This is a genomic window from Mucilaginibacter sp. KACC 22773 (assembly GCF_028736215.1).
GTDB lineage: Bacteria > Bacteroidota > Bacteroidia > Sphingobacteriales > Sphingobacteriaceae > Mucilaginibacter.
In genome coordinates this window covers 5,175,466-5,194,550 of the sequence record NZ_CP117883.1, presented here as the reverse complement: position 1 = coordinate 5,194,550, position 19,085 = coordinate 5,175,466, and the positions used below count along the sequence as shown (strand labels likewise).

General features: G+C 42.3%; 24 protein-coding genes. 16 read left to right on the top strand and 8 right to left on the bottom strand.

The window, feature by feature from the left end; all coding sequences use genetic code 11:
• Nucleotides 1-141: 141 nt before the first annotated feature.
• The 9 genes from PQ469_RS21420 to PQ469_RS21380 all read left to right on the top strand — a co-directional run bounded on the left by PQ469_RS21420 (nucleotide 142) and on the right by PQ469_RS21380 (nucleotide 7,684).
• Complete coding sequence (locus PQ469_RS21420) at nucleotides 142-1,623, top strand: tetratricopeptide repeat protein (RefSeq protein ID WP_274209501.1); 1,482 nt, start codon at nucleotides 142-144, stop codon at nucleotides 1,621-1,623.
• Between the two features lie 477 nt (nucleotides 1,624-2,100).
• A complete protein-coding gene (locus tag PQ469_RS21415) occupies nucleotides 2,101-2,823 on the top strand; it encodes an SDR family oxidoreductase (protein WP_274209499.1) in 723 nt (240 codons plus the stop codon).
• Nucleotides 2,807-3,382: a hypothetical protein gene (locus PQ469_RS21410; protein WP_274209498.1), complete on the top strand. Its 576-nt coding sequence runs from the start codon at nucleotides 2,807-2,809 to the stop codon at nucleotides 3,380-3,382. The genes PQ469_RS21415 and PQ469_RS21410 overlap by 17 nt, the downstream gene beginning before the upstream one ends.
• Before the next feature lie 17 nt (nucleotides 3,383-3,399).
• The gene (locus PQ469_RS21405) at nucleotides 3,400-3,660 is read left to right on the top strand and encodes an acyl carrier protein (RefSeq protein WP_090653159.1); all 261 of its coding nucleotides are present in this window, start codon (nucleotides 3,400-3,402) and stop codon (nucleotides 3,658-3,660) included.
• A 1-nt stretch (nucleotide 3,661) separates the two neighbouring features.
• Nucleotides 3,662-5,008 carry a beta-ketoacyl-[acyl-carrier-protein] synthase family protein gene (locus tag PQ469_RS21400; protein ID WP_274209497.1) on the top strand — a complete coding sequence of 449 codons (1,347 nt, stop codon included), beginning with the start codon at nucleotides 3,662-3,664 and terminating at the stop codon, nucleotides 5,006-5,008.
• Nucleotides 5,005-5,817, top strand: a complete 813-nt coding sequence (locus PQ469_RS21395) for an enoyl-ACP reductase FabI (RefSeq protein WP_274209496.1) — start codon at nucleotides 5,005-5,007, stop codon at nucleotides 5,815-5,817. Before PQ469_RS21400 ends, PQ469_RS21395 begins: the two co-directional genes overlap by 4 nt.
• Complete coding sequence (locus PQ469_RS21390) at nucleotides 5,807-6,208, top strand: holo-ACP synthase (protein WP_274209495.1); 402 nt, start codon at nucleotides 5,807-5,809, stop codon at nucleotides 6,206-6,208. Before PQ469_RS21395 ends, PQ469_RS21390 begins: the two co-directional genes overlap by 11 nt.
• Before the next feature lie 76 nt (nucleotides 6,209-6,284).
• Nucleotides 6,285-7,034 carry an alpha/beta fold hydrolase gene (locus PQ469_RS21385; protein ID WP_274209494.1) on the top strand — a complete coding sequence of 250 codons (750 nt, stop codon included), beginning with the start codon at nucleotides 6,285-6,287 and terminating at the stop codon, nucleotides 7,032-7,034.
• Nucleotides 7,031-7,684 (top strand): lysophospholipid acyltransferase family protein, encoded by a 654-nt coding sequence (locus PQ469_RS21380; RefSeq protein WP_090653163.1) that lies wholly within the window; start codon nucleotides 7,031-7,033, stop codon nucleotides 7,682-7,684. Before PQ469_RS21385 ends, PQ469_RS21380 begins: the two co-directional genes overlap by 4 nt.
• Before the next feature lie 187 nt (nucleotides 7,685-7,871).
• Here PQ469_RS21380 and PQ469_RS21375 read toward each other — a convergent pair whose 3' ends face one another.
• Nucleotides 7,872-8,108: a hypothetical protein gene (locus PQ469_RS21375; protein ID WP_274209493.1), complete on the bottom strand. Its 237-nt coding sequence runs from the start codon at nucleotides 8,106-8,108 to the stop codon at nucleotides 7,872-7,874.
• Between the two features lie 150 nt (nucleotides 8,109-8,258).
• Between PQ469_RS21375 and PQ469_RS21370 the strand changes: the two genes are divergently transcribed.
• From PQ469_RS21370 to PQ469_RS21355, 4 genes are all read left to right on the top strand, one after another.
• Complete coding sequence (locus tag PQ469_RS21370; protein WP_274209492.1) at nucleotides 8,259-8,729, top strand: YybH family protein; 471 nt, start codon at nucleotides 8,259-8,261, stop codon at nucleotides 8,727-8,729.
• A 210-nt stretch (nucleotides 8,730-8,939) separates the two neighbouring features.
• Nucleotides 8,940-9,752, top strand: a complete 813-nt coding sequence (locus PQ469_RS21365; protein ID WP_274209491.1) for a helix-turn-helix domain-containing protein — start codon at nucleotides 8,940-8,942, stop codon at nucleotides 9,750-9,752.
• A gap of 79 nt (nucleotides 9,753-9,831) precedes the next feature.
• The gene (locus PQ469_RS21360) at nucleotides 9,832-10,599 is read left to right on the top strand and encodes an isocitrate lyase/PEP mutase family protein (protein WP_274209490.1); all 768 of its coding nucleotides are present in this window, start codon (nucleotides 9,832-9,834) and stop codon (nucleotides 10,597-10,599) included.
• A 32-nt stretch (nucleotides 10,600-10,631) separates the two neighbouring features.
• Nucleotides 10,632-11,012 (top strand): YybH family protein, encoded by a 381-nt coding sequence (locus PQ469_RS21355; protein ID WP_274209489.1) that lies wholly within the window; start codon nucleotides 10,632-10,634, stop codon nucleotides 11,010-11,012.
• Between the two features lie 81 nt (nucleotides 11,013-11,093).
• On the opposite strand, the gene PQ469_RS21350 is transcribed toward PQ469_RS21355, so the two are convergent.
• From PQ469_RS21350 to PQ469_RS21325, 6 genes are all read right to left on the bottom strand, one after another.
• Nucleotides 11,094-12,032 carry a DUF5996 family protein gene (locus tag PQ469_RS21350; protein ID WP_274209488.1) on the bottom strand — a complete coding sequence of 313 codons (939 nt, stop codon included), beginning with the start codon at nucleotides 12,030-12,032 and terminating at the stop codon, nucleotides 11,094-11,096.
• Between the two features lie 103 nt (nucleotides 12,033-12,135).
• A complete protein-coding gene (locus PQ469_RS21345; RefSeq protein ID WP_274209487.1) occupies nucleotides 12,136-12,534 on the bottom strand; it encodes a hypothetical protein in 399 nt (132 codons plus the stop codon).
• Complete coding sequence (locus PQ469_RS21340) at nucleotides 12,518-13,282, bottom strand: class I SAM-dependent methyltransferase (protein WP_274209486.1); 765 nt, start codon at nucleotides 13,280-13,282, stop codon at nucleotides 12,518-12,520. Before PQ469_RS21340 ends, PQ469_RS21345 begins: the two co-directional genes overlap by 17 nt.
• Nucleotides 13,270-14,010 carry a DUF2071 domain-containing protein gene (locus tag PQ469_RS21335; protein WP_274209485.1) on the bottom strand — a complete coding sequence of 247 codons (741 nt, stop codon included), beginning with the start codon at nucleotides 14,008-14,010 and terminating at the stop codon, nucleotides 13,270-13,272. The genes PQ469_RS21340 and PQ469_RS21335 overlap by 13 nt, the downstream gene beginning before the upstream one ends.
• Before the next feature lie 5 nt (nucleotides 14,011-14,015).
• A complete protein-coding gene (locus PQ469_RS21330) occupies nucleotides 14,016-14,399 on the bottom strand; it encodes a DoxX-like family protein (protein ID WP_274209484.1) in 384 nt (127 codons plus the stop codon).
• Nucleotides 14,400-14,459: 60 nt separating this feature from the next.
• A complete protein-coding gene (locus PQ469_RS21325; RefSeq protein WP_274209483.1) occupies nucleotides 14,460-14,603 on the bottom strand; it encodes a hypothetical protein in 144 nt (47 codons plus the stop codon).
• 97 nt (nucleotides 14,604-14,700) lie between these two features.
• On the opposite strand from PQ469_RS21325, the gene PQ469_RS21320 reads away from it, so the two are divergent.
• The 3 genes from PQ469_RS21320 to PQ469_RS21310 all read left to right on the top strand — a co-directional run bounded on the left by PQ469_RS21320 (nucleotide 14,701) and on the right by PQ469_RS21310 (nucleotide 17,850).
• Entirely contained in the window at nucleotides 14,701-15,870 is a 1,170-nt protein-coding gene (locus PQ469_RS21320) for a YXWGXW repeat-containing protein (protein WP_274209482.1), read from the top strand.
• A gap of 205 nt (nucleotides 15,871-16,075) precedes the next feature.
• Complete coding sequence (locus PQ469_RS21315; protein WP_274209481.1) at nucleotides 16,076-17,116, top strand: hypothetical protein; 1,041 nt, start codon at nucleotides 16,076-16,078, stop codon at nucleotides 17,114-17,116.
• 191 nt (nucleotides 17,117-17,307) lie between these two features.
• The gene (locus PQ469_RS21310; protein WP_090653175.1) at nucleotides 17,308-17,850 is read left to right on the top strand and encodes a heme NO-binding domain-containing protein; all 543 of its coding nucleotides are present in this window, start codon (nucleotides 17,308-17,310) and stop codon (nucleotides 17,848-17,850) included.
• Between the two features lie 171 nt (nucleotides 17,851-18,021).
• Here PQ469_RS21310 and PQ469_RS21305 read toward each other — a convergent pair whose 3' ends face one another.
• On the bottom strand, nucleotides 18,022-19,065 hold the full coding sequence (locus PQ469_RS21305; RefSeq protein ID WP_274209480.1) for an NAD(P)-dependent alcohol dehydrogenase: 1,044 nt from the start codon (nucleotides 19,063-19,065) through the stop codon (nucleotides 18,022-18,024).
• Nucleotides 19,066-19,085: the final 20 nt, after the last annotated feature.

The following is a 19,085-nucleotide window of genomic DNA, read 5'->3' as shown; positions in this document are numbered from 1 at the left end:
TACCTATTTGTATTGATAGCTACCTGGCAGGAGACAAAAAATAAACAACAAAGCTTAAAACTGCATTTAAACCTATAGCTTTGAAGCTAATCTATACTGACATGTTAAACAAAGCTAAAAGCTGGTCGTTACCTTTTTAAAATGTTTTATAAATCTGTTTTACTACTATCGTTCTTATTAGGTTTTCAATTGTCTGTAAAGGCAAATTTTGTATTCAATAATAATTCAATAGCGGCTTATAAAGCCATATATGAGTTAAAATTTAATGATGCTAAAAAGTATATCCAGGACGAAAAACTAAGAAATCCGCAAAATGGCATTACAGTTTTGCTTGATAATTACGCCGATTATTTACACCTGCTTACTTCAGAAAATAAAAGCGAATATGAAAAATTAAAAGACCTGAAGTCGGACAGGATTGATGCCATAAAAGATAACGACGAAAATTCACCTTATTATTTGTTTGCCCAGGCCGAGATCTATCTTCAATGGGGAATGTTAAAAGCCAAATTTGGCGATTTCACGGCCTCTACCCTTGATTTAAACAAGGCCAAAAATCTGCTGAACGAAAACAACAAGAAATACAAAGATTTTTTACCCAACCAAAAAAGCCTGGCTTTACTGGATGTGATCTTTGGAGCCATTCCATCTAACTTAAGAGGAATAGCGAATTTTTTCGGCATTCGGGGCGATATTGCAAGCGGATATAAACAGCTGGAAAAATTCAGGACCCAGATAGCAGGTTCGCCCTATAGTTATTATAATGATGAGGCTGTTTTTTTGCTCTGCTTTACTGATATAGATGTATTACACAGCCGGAACAACTATGCACACCTGGCACAGCTGTTAGATGGGATGAATGATAAAAGCCTTTTGAAAGCTTATTTGCAAGGCTATGTTGCCTATAAAACCGGGCATAATGACGAGGCAATTAATTACCTTCAAAACGCACCAAAATCAAACCTGTATCCCGCCTTGCCGGCAATAAGTTATTTATTAGGTAATGCAAAATTATGCCGTATGGATACCGATGCCAATATTTATTTATTAAAGTTTTTAAAAGATACCAGGGGGATCAACTATATTAAAGACTCCTACCAAAAACTGGCTTACTATTATCTTTTAAGGAATGATTTAAACAACTATAATAATTATATAAAGCTGACACGTACCAAAGGTTACACCACCGACGAAAAAGACAAACAGGCTTTAAAGGAAGCCAATGATGTTAAACCCGATCTGGAGCTTTTAAAAGCAAGGCTGTATTTTGATGGCGGTTATTATAACAATGCATTGGCGCAATTAAAATCTAAACAGGTAAACGATCTTAAAAACATAAGGGATAAAATTGAGCTTTATTACAGGTTTGGACGTACCTATGACCGTATGAATGTTTTCAACGTTGCTTTAACCAACTACCAAAAGGCAATTAACATTGGCAAAAAAGAAACCTATTATTATGCGGCCAATTCGGCATTGTTCTCTGGTGTTATTTACGAACAGAAAAAGGATTATAAAAAAGCTGCCGACTATTACAACCAGGCCTTGCAGATGAAAAACCATGAATATCAAAACAGCATAGATACCCAGGCAAAAGAAGGCCTGAACAGGATAAAACAATAATAGAATCAAGAATCAAGATACAAGAATCAAGAAAAGTATTGATAATCTGTGCGATCATAAAAGCTACTAGTATACAGGCTTTTTAAATGCAGCCAGGTAAAAAGAGCTTGCTTATCAGCTTTTCAAATTATCGAAATAAAGATAAATACATAGTATGTATAGCATATAACCTGCTAATAGCCAGTTCGCAATATTTGTCTTGATTCTTGACTCTTGATTCCTGGCTCTTATTTAAATCGAAGTACAGTTTATTATTTTAATGGTAAATAGGGCCAAACAGTTTATAGAATTGCAATTTAAAACTTACATTTGAAATACATATTCACTGTTGAGTATAATAATGTATTGGTAAGTTATTGTTCCTAACCACAATTGAGGTTACGTTAATTTAATCATCTATGGGTTAACGTAATACAAGCATTGAAAATACATCTGCCGAAATAACTTTTAATTGATACGTAAAAAATCGTTTAACAAATGGTTGAAAAAAAGATATTGATAACCGGAGCAAGCAGGGGTTTGGGCCTGGCAATATCAAAAATACTTTCAAAAGAATATACTTTAATATTACATGCTACCCGCAAAGAAAGTTTTACCCATATTGAGCCCGGAAGCCATTTACTTTGTGCCGATCTGAGCGATAGGCAGGAGCTTAATGAGTTTTGTACCCGCTTAAAAAAAGAGCATGGGGATACCCTGGTAGCTGTAATTAATAATGCGGGTATAACGTTAGACAAATCTTTAATTTACCAGCCCGAAAATGATATTGACAGGATACTGCAGGTAAACCTTAAAGCCCCTGTGATGATCTGTAAGGCAGCAATGAAAATTTTCACTTTAAAAAAACAAGGTGTAATTATCAATGTAAGTTCGGTTGTTGGCGAAACGGGCAATGCGTTCCAGGCTGTTTATGCGGCCACCAAAGCCGGTTTGGTAGCGTTTTCAAAATCGTTGGCCAAAGAAGTGGCAGCGCTTAATCAAGAGCATGCAATAAGGATACTCAGCATTTCGCCGGGTTTTATTGAAACAGACATGACTGACCGGATCCCGGAAGCCGAAAAGCAAAAATTCCTTACAGCTATACCGGCTAACCGCTTTGGCAGCGTAAATGAAGTGGCAGAAGTAGTGGCTTTCCTGGTTTCAGACAAAGCATCTTATATAAACGGAACTAACATACACATTAATGGTGGGTTATTATGATCAGGGAGTACTGATACACAATTTATGTGATTCGGACCCGAAGGATGTACTGGTTAACCACGGACCAACAAAGTTGCTGGTTGATAATTATCACTGGCATTCGCCAAATGTAGGTATTGTTGCAAGCTACACCCCGAAGGATCGGGATGTGGAAGACCATTTTAATATTTTTAGAGGGGTTGACCAGATAGAAGCATTTGCACAGGCCACTTCCGGTTCGTGCAGCGTATTTTTAGAATGCCAGAAATTGGCCTCTGCTCCGGTAGAGTTATCCGAAAAATTCGTGCCCAGGTTTTTAAGTATTGGCCAGGTAAATTTTATAGGTTATTTAGAAAAGGGCGACACATTTATAAGTATCGGGAACATAAAATTTTATAAATTCAGGCAAATAGTTTGCGACGGAAGAATTTATAAATGCCCCGCAGGCATTAACCTGGATAAGCATTTTGAAGATTTTACCGAAGAACGTTTGCTGGCATATGATATAGGGGCCGGTTTTACGCTTATTGCCGAATTTAATGACATAACAGGAAGATCAATTAAAAAAGAATTAATTTAACAGCAATTAAAATATTAATGGAAAGACAAGAAATTATTGATGGTTTGGTAGAGATACTTAAAACCGTAAGAACAATAAATCCGGATAAATTGGTAGGCGTAACAGAAGAAACTGATTTTATAAAAGATCTGAACACCCCATCAACAGAGATGATAAATATTGTGGCTAAAACCGAGCAGAAGTTTGATGTTGAGTTTGAAGACGATGACATTGATGATTTAGGGTCGCAGGTTAAAGATATTGTTGATCTGATATTGAAATCAAAAGAAAAAGACTAATATGAAAGGCAGGAAAGTAGCGGTTGTAGGAATGGGCGGAGCTTTCCCTGCCTGTGAAAATCTGGACGATTTTAGCCGGAAAATATTTGCAGACCAAAGCCTGATCCGGTCATGGGACCAGGCCCTGGCCTATGGCAAAAATATCCGGTCGTCTGTATCTGGTTATATAACAGAACAGGAGATGAATATTGATGTAATCTATTCATCATTAGCCGCAAACTACCCGGAAACCTATGTTGATAATTTGGACAGGATACCGCCTGCCAATTTAGCCACTGCCGATGTTGGAAGTATCTGGGCGATGCTGGCCACCTTAGATGCCATAAAAATGGCAGGATGGTCGGACGCAGAAACCCAGTCGGAGCAAACCGGTGTGATTATAGGCTCTGGTGGGGCCGGTAACGTGATTTTACGGAACGCCTGGCATAATTTTTATGAACTGGGTAAAAAAACACGCCTAAGCGGAGGACATACTGTTGACCGTACCATGGTTTTTCGCGAAGCCGCCAATGTATCTATACTCATAAAAAATAAAGGCGTTTGTGAAGCTATCGGGTCGGCCTGTGCAACCGGGCTCGGCAATATAGGATACGCGTACCGTTTAATTAAATTTGGTTTACAGGACCGCGTTATTGCAGGCGGGGTTGAAGGTACATCGTTAGAAACCTTTATTGGTTTTGATGGTATGCAGGTGCTGAGCAAAGGCTTTAGTCCGGAAGAAAGCTCCCGCCCTTTTGACATAAACAGGAACGGGTTTGTATGCTCGTTTGGTGCAGGGATAGTAGCACTTGAAGAATATGAACAGGCTATAGCCAGGGGTGCTGAGATATTAGGTGTAATTGATGAGTATTTTAATAACTCTGATGGTGATGGCGATATGTTTTTCCCATCCTTTGCCGGCCAGAAACGTTTATGGAAAGGTTTGCTTTCTGAGTCGGAGGCTAAACCGGATGTTGTAAAAGTGCACGGCACCTCTACACCGGCAGGCGATGCCATTGAACTGTTGAGCGTAGTAGATGTTTTAGGCGAGGATGGCTACCATATTTCGGCGCCAAAATCACAATTCGGGCATATGCTTGGCGCGGCGGGAGCGGTAGAGTTTATTACGGCTTTGCTGATGCTTAAGGAGCAGAAAGTTTTGCCATGCTTAAATTCGGTACAACTTAACCCCGAACTGGAGGGCTACCAGAAAACAAGCCAATGGACGGGCCCCACCAAACCATTGGAAGCTTACCGGAACCTTATTCCGCAAAAAAGCTTTTCAAAAGAAATTAACAGTATTGTTTGCCTTAATTACGGGTTTGGCGGCACAAACAGTGCTTTAAAAGTATCGAAGCATAAAATATGATTAGTAACAACAATAAAGTTGCCGTAATATTTGGTGTAAGGAACGACAGCTCCATAGCTTATGATGTTGCCTTAAAACTAAATCAATCTGGTTGCAAACTTGCCCTTAGCTATGTTGAAGATACTAAGGACGATGTACTTTACCTGATGGAAAGGCTGAATATTGATACCCGCTTTGCCAAACAGGTTGATGTAAGGAATGAAGAACAAATTACAACGTTTTTAAATTTTGTACACCAGGAATTAGGCCCCATTGATTATATACTGCATGCCGTAGCTTTTGGCAATCAAAAAGTGATGTGTTCCTCCTTGCCGGGTAGTAAAGAGCCTGCACCATCATATATCGATATCCCGTTTGAAGACCTGATGGATTCCTTCAATATCAGCGCCTATTCGCTGTTAAGAATAGCGCGGGTGGCCGAAAACCTGCTGCAAAAAAACGCATCTATCCTAACACTTACTTATAATGCCGGAAGCAGGGTGTTCCCCGAATATGCGGGTATGGCCATTAACAAAGCGGCCCTTGAAACCATTGTATTATATCTTGCCAGTTATTTCAGGACCAAGCAGGTGAGGGTGAACGCAATTTCTGCCGGTTTGGTCATGACATCATCAGCAGGGGGCATAAGCGGGATCCGTAAGATCAGGAAATTAGGAAAAATTACGGCGCCGTTAGGCAATATTGATGCGGGGGATGTTGGCGATACAGCATTGTATTACTTTTCAGATCTTTCAAAAAAGGTAACCGGAAATATTCATTTTGTTGATGGCGGCTTTAATATAATGGCAATACCCGTAGATGGAGCATAAAATAGACTCATCGGTGAAGGAATTAACAGCCTTGCAGCGATTTGCAGTGGGCAACGACCTGGTATGCTTAGCCGATTTTAAAACTTCTTTAACCGACTTGTTTAAAAATAAAGTTTATACCGCTGCCGAGATGGACTACTGCGATAGTTTTAGCGATTCAATTCTTCGTTACGCATCTACCTGGGCAGCCAAAGAGGCCGTTTACAAGGCGGTTAAGCAAATTGACCCGGCACCTTTAAGCTGGAAAAAAATAGAAATTATCAGGACAAAAGCTTCTGGCCGCCCGCATGTGGTTTTACAACCTAATCTTAAATGTTACCAGGTAAGCCTTACCATATCACACGATGGTGACTACGCCTGGGCTTTGGCATTAATTGATAAAATAGCTTAAGCCATTGACTTCACATTATTATCAAACCGACTTAGTAGATCTCCATTATTATAAATTTGGAATAGGGAAAGCGCATATGCTGTGTTTTCACGGTTTTGGCATGCACGGCAAACAATTTTTAGCTTTAGCGCCCGAACTTGGCAACAAATATACCTTTTGGGGGTTTGACCTTTTTTTTCATAAAGAAACCAAATTGAAAGACAACAGTTTAGCAGCTGTAAAAACCGGCCTTACCAAAAAACAACTGGCTGATTTAATAGTTTCCTTTTGCAAAGCAAAGCAGATAGACCGGTTTTCGGTAATAGGTTATTCTATGGGGTCGCATTATGCAACAGCGGTTGTTGAAGAACTTCCGTTTTTGATTAACGAATATATTGTTGCTGCACCATCGTCAATTAAACCGGGCCGTATGGTTAGTTTTTTTAGCAGGAATGCGGCCGGTAATAAAATTTTAGAAAAAATAGTTTTAAGTAAAAACGCCATGGTAAACCTGTTGGTTACCTGCAAAAAGATAGGCCTTATAGATGCCGAAGGCTACAATATTCTGTTAAAAGAAATTGAAACAGAGGACTTAAGGTTTAACATGTATGCATGCTTTACTTATTTACGGTTTTTAATAACCGATGAAGCAAAGTTGACCAGGTCGCTTAACGATTATGCTATAAGGAGCATTTTTATTTTTGGTAAGCGCGATAAAAAGTACCCGCTTGCTATCGGAAAAACCTTTTTACCCCGGATAAAAAACGCCGAAATAATAGATATGGATGAAAGCCACGAAATAATTAATAAACGTTTTGCTGCGGTTTTAGGAGGCCTGTTGTTATGATCATTAAATCAAAGCCACTACCTTTTTTTTTATTAAAAATGGCCGGGTACCTGGTCGAGAGGGTTTTAAAATCGCGTTTAAATAAACTGGTTATTAACCCAATTGAAATTAAGCCCGGCCATTCCTATATTTTATTATGCAATCACTTTGGCTTTGGCGATGGTTTTTTAGGTTTTTATTTAGCCTGGAAGGTAATTTTAAAGCAGGGGCAGATGAAGCGCTTATACATCATGTCGGTAAAAAAACAAATGCAAAAGAACCGCTGGCTCAGGTATTGTGGCAGTTTTTCTGTTGAACCGGGTAAAGTATCTATCAGGGAAAGTTTTGCATATGCTGCCGAACAACTGGCCGAACCGGGCAACCTGCTGCTGTTTTTTCCGCAGGGTAACCTGGAAAGCTGCCATATCCGGTCGATTAAGTTCCAGGAGGGTATTGCCGAAATAATCCCGCTGATTAAGGGGAACTGCCAAATCATCTGGACCAGCAATATTATCGAATACTTTGAAAGTTTAAGCCCCTCGGTATATTTCAATATGCTTGATTGTGGTACAAATCACAACTTCGACTTCGATACATTGAAACAACAGGTTAACCAACACCACCTTCAATCAATTAAGCAAAATATACGTTTTACTGACGAAGAAAATTAACAGGATACAACCGCAGTATGCCGGGCGTTTCCACCACCGGTAGAAGTGGTGGCGGTGCTATCTGCTCATACTGCGCCCCCGATGCTGTGCCCACAACCGGCCTTAGGCGCAGGCCGGTATCCGCGCTATCACTAACGCGAACCTGCGGGTAATTGTGGGCCGACAGCTATTGCCGTGTAAACGGCCTTCAGCTCGAATGCCTGATTTGGAAAAGTTGCTCCACATCATCATGGCTAACAAAACTTCCGGCTTCAATTGCAGCGTCGGCCTGTTCAAGCCCGGTATTATATTCATCAATAAATGCGCAGTTGAGCTCATCCGCACTTTTGTGAACATTGGCCTGGTAGTTATAACGCAGGCTATCCAAAAAAGCCAATAGTACCTTTTCTTCCTGCTCGTTTTTCGTGTTTCCCAATACGCTCATAAATCAAATTTAACCCAATATTTTTATAAAAACCAAACTATAAGGCCGGCTATTCGATACGATAGTAAATACAAAGAAACAGTTCCGGTTTGTACAATTTTGTCACCATTAGCAACAATAGCTTTGTATCATCAATCAAATATTGTTGTTATGTTTAAAATCACCCTTATTATTACCCTGGCCTTATCATCGGTATTTTATACCGGCAATGCCCAGCAAAAAAGTAAAAACCAAGATCTGGCCGAAGCTAAAAAAGCGATAGCGGAAAGTAACCGCGTTTATTTCCAGGCTTTTGTTAAAAACGATCCGGCTATATTTATCAACCGGTATGCAAAAGATTGCTGGATAATGCCTCCAAATGCTCCGGCCATGAAGGGAGCCGATGCACCGCTTAAGTTTTTTAAGATAGCTTATGACAAAATAGGGTTACGGAACGGCAAATTTATTACCCTTGACGTATTTGGCGATGGCGGGCACTACGTAACCGAAGTAGGACTTTGGAAATCGTACGATGTGAATAATAAGCTGTTTGACGAAGGTAAATTCCTGGTGTTGTGGAAGAAGACACCAGCAGGCTGGAAAATGTTTCGCGATTCATTCAGCAGCGACCGCCATAAATAATGCAATAAATTAGGAATGATGTTACAGAAGAACCGTAAATTCACATTAGTAAAACTTTCAAAATAACTATTACACTTTAATAGAATTGAGCTAATGGTCGATTCTGAATTTATCTATCTCGAAATTAAGTCTCCCCTGCCGGGGGAGATTATTCGCAGTTTGATTGTTTTTGGTGCTCATGAAAGCTATGCTATTTAGAGGGGGCTCATTATGGAATTTAAACACTTTTTTCCATCGGATATTTTAAAGCCTTATGTAAGGCATTATTATATTTTTGAATCAGATTCGGACGCGGAATTTGAGGATACCGTATTTCCGAGCGGCGATATGGAAGTTATCTTTAACCTGGGTAGTGGTACCTGGGAATCGCTGGTTGATCACGAATTTCTGAAAACGCCGCCTATTGAGCTATGGGGACAAATTACAAAACCCCTGGCCATCCGGTCCAAGGGGCGGCATACTATGCTGGGCATTAAGTTTTTTACACATTCGGCTGCTTATTTTTTCAACGATGAAATGGGCGCGTTTAACGACCGGATAACCGATTTTACAGATGTTATTGGCAGCCCCGCAAAAACACTCCACGCCCGGCTGCTGGAAACAACAGACCAGCTAAAAAGAATAACCCTGATAGAAAACTTCCTGGTAAAACGACTGATGGACAGCGAAAAAAGAGCACCCGGAATTGACAGGGTGGCGCACATTTTATCGAGCATAAAAAAAGAACCCGCCGAAAATAACCTGGGTAATATTGCCTCAAAATATGGTATTACTCCGCGTTACCTGCACAAATTAATTTACCGGCACACCGGTTTGTCGCCATCGTCATTCAATAAAATCATCCGGTTTCAGCATAGCCTCAAGCTCATCACCAAAAACGAGCAGCCTTTTACCGCTGTCGCTTATGATAGCGGGTATTTTGACCAGTCGCATTTTATCCGCGATTTTAAATCTTTTACAGGCTTTACACCCTCGGCCTACCTGCAAAATATAACCCCGGTTAACCAGCTTTTACAGCAATAATTTAAACTGTTCCGGTTTGTACAATTTTGGCATTTGCAGCTGCTATACCTTTGTTTCAACAATAAAACAAAGGTAAAACATGAATAATTTCGAAACATTTTCGCAACTGCACCAAAACCCAACTCCGCTTATTTTAGGAAATATTTGGGATGTAAAGAGTGCACAAATTTTTGAGGCCAATGGTTACCAGGCTATTGGTGTTTCCAGCCAGGCGCTATCAAATGCAATGGGTTACCAGGACGGCGAGAACCTGCCCTTTGAAGTGCTGCTACAACTGGCCAAACGGGTTGTTGAAGTGGTTAACATCCCATTTTCGGTAGATATGGAAGGCGGTTACAGCCGCACTATTGAAGGGATCATTACCAACATTGATAAACTTCACGACGCAGGCGTTGTTGGCATAAACCTGGAGGATACCATTGCAGGCGATACCCGCTACCTGCAGCCCGTTGAGGACTTTCAAAAAACGCTATCAGCAGTCGCAAACCACATCAGCAGGAACAACTTAAAGCTGTTTTTAAACATCCGCACAGATGGTTTCCTGCTGGGCCTGCCATCGGCGCTGCCCGAAACACTTATACGCGTAAAAAGTTATGAAAACGCGGGGGCCAGCGGAGTTTTTGTGCCCTGTATTACCCATAGTGACGATATCAAAGCGGTTGTAAATGCTACCGGCTTGCCTGTTAATGTAATGTGCATGCCTGCACTGCCCGATTTTGAAGCACTGGCTTCGCTGGGTGTAAAACGCGTTAGCATGGGGCCGTTTCTTTTTAATAAGGCCTATGATAATGTTAGTCGGCTTGCAGCCGCGGTTATCAGCGATAAAAACTTCCTGTCAATTCTTTAACAATTTCAATTCACCCATAAATTTAATAAACCATGAACTTACCAAAAAGGGCCGAAGATGCCCACACAACACTGGCCGCTGCTTTTAATACTGGCGATGTAGCCACCGTAATGAGTATGTATGATGTAACCGGCATTATTGTACCCGAACCAAACAAGCCGGTATCGGGCAGGCAACAGTTTGAAGATTCGATAAAAGCTATTTTATCCATCAAAGGAAAAATGGAGATTAAAACCGTGTATTGCCTTCAAACAGGAAATATAGCCCTCGGTCGCTCTGAATGGAGCATTACCGATGGTGACGAAGTGAAAGTGGCTGCCAAAGGCATCGAAGTGATGCAGCAACAAACCGATGGTACCTGGAAAATAATCATCGACCAGGCCTTTGGTGCCGAAGCTAACCTGGTAGCTTAAAAACCAGCCCATACATGCTTTAACCGGCCCTGTCTCCTTACGGAGCAGGGCCGGTTTATTTTATGGCTGCCTGGCAACATGTTAAAGCCTGTTCTTTAGCGCAGATAGGTCGCATTGCAAGGTTTTGTCCCAGTTGCCGGTTGTTGCAGCGGCATCATAGGTGGATTGCATAAATTCAAGCAAAGTAGCTTCGGGATTTGCAGATCGTTGTACCGATTCATAGGTGAGTAGGAATTCGCCCATTTCGGTGCTGTAAAATGCTTCGGGTGGTGCTACCTGCTGTGTGCCAAAATCGTCCGGGGTAGGGTAACAATACGAATAAAATGTAGGATGCGGGAAAACATCCGAACCCGCCCAAAAACCGCATGAACTTACTTCTTGTGAATAAGCCTCCTGCATTACCGCTTTGGGCATATTAGGCATAGCACCCTGGTGCAGGGGCGCCGGCCTGCCCGAAAAACGGGTAACAGCCAAATCAAAACCACCCCAGAAAAAGTGTACCGGGCTGTTCTTGCCCTGGAAACCGGCCCTGAAATCGGTAAATACGTTATGGATACGCACCAGTGCCTGCCAAAAATTGTGCATTACAGCAGCATCATAGCCGCAGGGCGCATGGTTTTGGGCAAAAGGTATGGCTGGGTCAACCTCGTTGGGTACCGCGTATATAGTTACATTTACTCCGGCCTGTTGCAGGGTATTTATCAAATCCGTATAAAATTCGGCTACCGTTTTACCGCCTATGGCAAAATAAAGCTTTTCCCCTTCGCTGGTAGTTACCTGTACCTGGTGACTGATGAAATCAAGGTCGATCTGGAAAACACCACCGGCATATGGCATGCTGCCGGTAGTTAACCCCGTAGGGCTTACATACAAAGTAACCTGCCATGAATGGTTGATCCAGGGCATTTGCTGCAGCCTTATTTTGCCAACTACCTGGGTGTACATGTGTACGGTGGCTATTGTTTCTTTCAGATCGTGATAATCTAAAACGGGCCAGTTAGAGGTTGGGTGATTGTTCATTTGCTTGGGTTTTTTAAGGAACAATGGGGGAGAGTTTATGTTTTTGACGCTGGTTAATCTGTAGCCGCGGGGTATTTATAATACCACCCTCTCAAAGATGTTTTTAATGATTAAAATAGATCATAAAAAACACCACACTCATATACGCCCACAAAATAGAAAAAACAATGTGTACAGCGCTTTCCATGCGTTTCCCCCTCCACAAATCTGCTGAGTAACCAAAAAATTGAATTGCTAACCTTGCCGTCCAGAATATTCCCAACCCGAAAGCTACGCGGTTACCCAGTTTGGTTGCAACCAGGTCATGAGCTGAGGTAAGGCATAGGCAGCTCATTAGGCCAAGAGTAAGGGCGATAAAAAAAGTATGCACATACATCATTTGCCGGTTAACAGGGCTTACATCCCTAAGCTCGGTTACCCAGTTAAAATACCTGGGGAACACACTGTGCAGCAAAGCCAGGAGCATTAAAATTATGCCAACTATTTTAATTTGTGTTTCCATTTTTACTGAGCACAAAGTTGGTAATAAAAGGCGTGAATTTTGTTTCGCGGGCGATGTTAAATCCAGTGTTGGCAAACGTGCTCAACCAGGATTGCCTGGACATAAAGTGGAAGAAACCCAGGTTGTAAGCCATAAAATTAGGCACGTCCCGAAGATGCTCAAGCAATACCACTTTGCTGCCAGGTTTTAAAACCCGGTAAAGCTCCCCAAAAAATTGGTCGCGCCCGGCCTTATCCCTTATTTCATGGGCGGCAAATATTAAAAACACCACATCGGCATAGTTATCCGGCAAGGGTATTGCCGCCGTGCTTACATGTATTGTTCCATCAAAAGCGGGGTAGGCCTTTCTCGCCCGTTTTATAGAAACCTCGGTATGCTTTTGGGGATCATAAAAATCGTAAACTGTTAATGATGCGCCGGGGTATTTAAGCTGTAACAGTTCAGTGGTTTCATCAAATCCCGCATTGATATTTACAAGGATAGCAGGTGAGGTAATGGATAGGGTGTTTAGCCAGTTCAGTTTGTACAGGCCCGAAAGGTCATAGATATACAAAGAAACAGCCAGCGATACCAGCGTTGATAGGATAACCAGGCAGCTAAATATAACTATTAAAACACTGAACGGGGAGTGGAAATAATGAGCTGCTAAAAGCAAACCTGTTACTAATACGGCAGCAACGATATAAAAGTGCCGGTTAAAGCGGATAATGTTCCATACGCCCTGCAATGGTTTTCTTAATGGTTCCATTGCTCAGTCCTTCCTTTTTTCCAATAATACGGAATGTTGTTAATGATAAAAGCATTGGCTAAAATTCCACCAGCTAATTCCATATCATTAAAAAACGAAATATGCTGACTGACAACCTCAACAGGTTTCGGAATCCAATCTTCTCTTACACCTTCAATAATCAACACCTTTTTGGTTTGCTTATCATAAGTAAAAGTAAACGGCAGCGGGCCGGCAAATTTGCGCGCCTCCTTCCAATCTGCAAAGGGAGAGCCGAGCGGCAGGGCGATATCCTCTTCTTTTACCTTTAAATGCAGATTGAGGCCGGATTTGGCGGATTGGATGTAAAGCTGACCGTCATGCTGGCGTTGTACAATATCTGTTGTGGTGTAAGCATAATGGGTAAACAGGTTGCCCAGGTACTCCATCATCTTTTTATCCGTTTCGGATTTTAATATATACAGGCCGCGTAAACGCTTGCCGGCATTGTTTGTATAACGGACAAATACACGGTACCCTATCAGCGTGAAATCATTCCCCATAAACTTAGGGAAGCCCTTTGGTCGCAACCCTGTGGTGTTAACCAGCGCAATGGCTATAAACGCCCACTTATCCTGGTAGGTATCCAGCGTTAAACATTCTGGAATCAAATGCGCTAATTGTTCCTTCGGAAATGCGAATGTTAATACAACAGAATGCTCAAAAAAAGCCTCGACAGCAAAAGGATGGTTTTTTAAAAGCGCGGGCATATGATTTAAATGACCAGGTTTTTACGCAATTTGAATTCGTTGTAGTAAATCAAAGCAATAAACATAAACGCGAAGGCCGAATTTGCCTTACCCCACAATAACAAATCGGGTGCTAAAACAAACTCAATGCAGTTCATGATGGCTATAATAAGCATTTGTGTTACCGCATTCAAGCGCGATTTGATGCCGCTGATGATCCATACGGCCATCAATATTTCTGAAACGCCTATCAGTTTGGTTAACAGCCCGGCATGTGTTTCGCCCAAAATCCTCCCCACAATTTGCTGGTGCCGCGGAACCAGGTTAAGCACCTTGCAAAGCAAGCCATTGGCAAGCCACACCAGGGCAATCATGATGGTTAATATTTTATGAATGGTGGCCCTGGTCATTTATATTTTTTTGATGGCTTAAATATAAATGATAAAAACGGTGGTTGGGTAATGTTGTCATCAAACCGTTCCCTTAAACAATCTTCCATGCAAATTATCGCGGCTGTTGATATCGTCAGGATTGCGCGGGCGGGAGATACCAACAAGGAATGGTTTGCCAAGTTCGCCATAGATGGGTCCGGTTCCCGGGGAGGGATGTTCCATAACGCCTCCATTATGATGAAGAAATAATGAACCTTTAAAAACCTTTTAAACCACATGTTTTGTTTTTTGTCACTATTAAAACAGTAAAAAATTACTTATGAAAAGGATATTCAGAAACATGGTTTTAATTGCGGGCCTGGCAGCTGCAGCCCCGCAGGTTAATGCACAGGTGAGTGTAGGCATCAGTATATCTGCACATATTGCGCCTCCGGCACTACCGGTTTATACACAGCCGGTTTGCCCCGGCGATGGTTATATATGGACACCGGGATATTGGGCATACGCCGATCCTGATGGCTATTACTGGGTGCCCGGCGTTTGGGTTAGGCCACCGCATTTTGGGTTGCTGTGGACACCGGCCTATTGGGGCTTTGAGGGCGGGGTGTACGGTTTTCACGCAGGTTATTGGGGGCCTCATGTTGGTTTCTATGGCGGCATTAACTACGGCTACGGTTATGGCGGTGTAGGTTTTGGCGGCGGTATTTGGGCCGGCAACGTATTCAGGTACAATACCGCTGTGGCAAACGTAAACACCACCATTGTGCATAATACTTACGTAAACAATACGGTTATTAATAATACTACTATAAACCGCACCAGCTTTAACGGCCAGGGCGGGGTTAATGCCAGGCCAAACGAGCAGGAACGTAGCGCTATGAACGAGCGCCATGTACAGCCAACATCAAACCAGTTGGACCATGAACGAACTGCCAGCCATGACCGCAGCCAGTTTGCCTCAACAAACCACGGCGTACCGGGTACCGTGGCCATGAACAGGGTAGGCGGTCGCCATTTTGATCAGCAGGGCCGTATTGCCAATGGCGTATCATCTGGTAAACTAACTGCCGGCGAAACCAAAAACCTGGAAAACCGCGAAGCTAACCTGAACAAAGAGGTGCGCGCCGATAGGGCTAATAACGATGGGCATTTAACCAACCAGGAAAAAAGCCAGGTAAACCGGCAGCAAAACAGGATAAGTAATTCTATCGATGCTGATAAACATAACGATAACAATGCCCACTATGGCGATAACCCCATAGGCGATAGAAGAGCCAATCAGCAGCAAAGGATAGCACAGGGCATTCGTAACGGACAACTGAATGCCGGTGAAGCCGCCAGCGCCGAAAACCGGCAGCAAAATATTAACCGTACTATCCGCGCCGACCGCCAGGCCAGCGGGGGGAGCTTAAACCGCCAACAATTCAGGCAGGTTTACCGCCAGCAAAACCGTGCCGGCAGGCAAATTAGCCGCCAGCGCCACGGCTAAACTATAGCCTAATATTAGGTAACAAAAAAGAGCCTGTATCAGAAATGATAACGGGCTCTTTTTTGTTTAGGGCCTGTTTTCACCATTGTTTTTAATTTACGGATAATGTTCAAAAAATAAACTGATGCTATGAAACAGATAGCCAGTATTTTGCGTAGTAAGATACGGCGCTGATAATAGCGCAAAAAAATATAAATACTAACTATTGATTGATTTTACTAAATATAAAATGAGTGTCGATCCGATATTTTCTTTTAATGAAGATCAATTTAACCAGTTATTCCCATTTTATATTTTAATTAACCAGGACCTTACCATCCAATCATGTGGTAACAGTTTAAAAAAGATTTTTGAACGGCCTCCCGAGCGCTTATTTTTTGATCACTTTAGCTTAAAACGCCCAGCCAATGTACCGGCAACATTTGTATCGCTGTGTGGGGTTTGCAAGCAACTGGTAATAGTTGAAGTGAATAACGCATTTAATGATATATTGAGAGGGCAATTTGAACTGCTGCAAAACTCAAACCAGTTACTTTTTATCGGTTCGCCCTGGTTTGATAACATGACAGAAGTAAAACAGCACAAGCTTACCCTGCATGATTTTGCCTTTCACGATCCGTTAATTGACCTTTTGCATGTACTTAAAACCAAAGATATTGTAAACGACGATTTAAAGCAGTTACTAATCACCCTTCACCGCAAAAAAAGCGAGTTGAAAAAGGCAACAGATGAAATTCGCGATATAGCGCTTTTTGCTTTACAAAACCCCGATCCATTGTTTAGGATTGCAACAGATGGTCGTGTTTTAATGAGTAACCCTGCGGCAGATCATATCGTTTATTTTAATTTCGAGGGAAATAGGTACTGCCGCGAAGAATTCTGGAAGCTTATTGTCAGGATTCAAACATCTTTTGATACCCCGTTTGAGGCGGCTTATGAAAACAAGATATACTCTTTTGTTTGCCGTTACATTGCCGACCACAACTATATTAATGTTTATGGCAGGGATGTTACCGAAAAAGAAGAGGTAAAGCACGATAACCGGCATAAAAGCATGGTTTTGGCGAAAGTTGCGTTCGACCAAACCCACCTGATAAGGGCACCATTGGCCAATATTTTAGGACTGATAAACTTGTTGGAGATGAATAAATCTGAAGATGAGGCCGATCCGGCTGTATTATCACATTTGCTACAGAGTGCAAAAAAACTGGATGCTGTAATTAATGAAATAGTAAATTTGATATAAATGTTATTAATCTTGTTTATTGTGTTCATATATAGTAACTTATAGCAGGTTGCCTGCGTTAAAAATGTCATTCGGCAACCCGTAGTTTCTTTAATACTAAGAAAAACGATAACACAAATGCAGATCCTCTGACGAGACCGGATAATATCGCGGGGTATGGCATTTTTTAGTCTAAACTTAAACTTTTAACCATGTACGGAATAGTTAACAAAGCGATAGAAGACTTAGTAGTGGCAAACTTTGGAGAGGATAAGTGGGAAGCGGTAAAACTGCGCACGAAGCTTGATATAGATTTTTTCATCAGCAGCGAACCCTATGACGATGACCTGACCTATAGCCTGGCCAACGCGGTGGGCGACGAGATGGATATGCCTGTTGCCGATGTGCTGGAGGCCTTTGGCGAGTGGTGGATACTGAAAACCGGGAAAGAAAAATACGGAGATTTGATGGAAGCCGGCGGCGAGCATCTGAAAGCTTTTTTAATTAATTTGCCGATGTTCCACAACCGCATTATGCTGATATATCCTAAGCTCACCCCGCCGGAATTCCAGGTTACAGATATTGAAGAAAATAGCATTTCGGTACATTATTTTTCAAAACGGATTGGCCTTAAATCATTTGTAAAAGGCTTATTACTGGGCCTGGGTAAAATGTACGGCACACCTGCACAGGTTTCGCTTTTAGCCGATAGGGATAACGGCGACGATCATGAAATTTTCCGGGTAAGCTGGTAGGGAAGGAAGCTTAAGCCGAAAGCCTAAAGCGAAAAGCTGATTCACAGCGTACACGAAATTATAATGTGTTACGTAACGAAGAAATATTACACCCAAGCTTAAAAAAACAGGTTCTCCTGTAAAAAGAGAACCTGTTTTTTTAGATCTGCTTTTTGCTTTTCGCCTTAAGCTTTACAACGTGGCCATGTCAATTACAAACCTGTAATGCACGTCTCCGGCAAGGGTACGTTCGTAAGCTTCGTTAATTTTATCAATGCTAATCACTTCCACATCCGATGTAATGTTATGCTCGGCGCAGTAATCCAGCATTTCCTGGGTTTCTTTTATGCCGCCCACTAATGATCCAACCAAACTTCTGCGTCCCATAATGAACGGGAAAGCAGCTACTGGTGTAGGCTGTGGCGGCGCACCCAATAAAACCATCACGCCATCGGTGGTTAACAAGTTCAGGTATTCGTTATAATCATGTGCAGCCGAAACCGTATCAATAATAAAATTGAAGCTGTTGGCCAGTTCGGCCATGGTATCTTTATCAGTTGTTAGTTTAAAGTGGTGCGCACCCAATTCGGCAGCATCTTTTTCTTTACTTTTTGATCGGCTTAGCATTGTCACCTCGGCACCCATTGATGCTGCAAGTTTAACAGCCATGTGGCCCAGGCCTCCTAAACCAACTACGGCAACCTTGTCACCGGCTTTTACTCCCCAATGGCGTAACGGCGAATAGGTGGTGATGCCGGCACACAACAAAGGCGCTACTTTTTCGAGCGGTAATTTGTCGGATACCGATAGCACAAAGTGTTGTGTAACCACAATATGGCTTGAGTAGCCACCCATCGTGATGGTTTTTTTATCCTGGCTAAGCGAGTTGTAGGTTTGGGTATGGCCGTTTTGGCAGTATTGCTCCAGGTCGTTTTTGCAATTGGCGCAATGCATGCATGAATCTACAAAGCAGCCCACGCCCACGGTATCGCCAACTTTAAACCGGGTTACGTTATTGCCCACACGGGTAACCTTGCCCACAATTTCGTGGCCGGGTACGGCGGGGTAAATGGTGCCTCCCCATTCGTTACGGGCAGTATGGATATCTGAATGGCAAACGCCACAATATAAAATTTTAATTTCAACATCGTCGGCTGCGGGTTCGCGCCTGTCAATTGAAAACGGAGCCAGGGGCGTTGCTGCTCCCTGCGCTGCATAGGCTTTTACTGATGTCATGGATTGATGTTTTTGTGTGT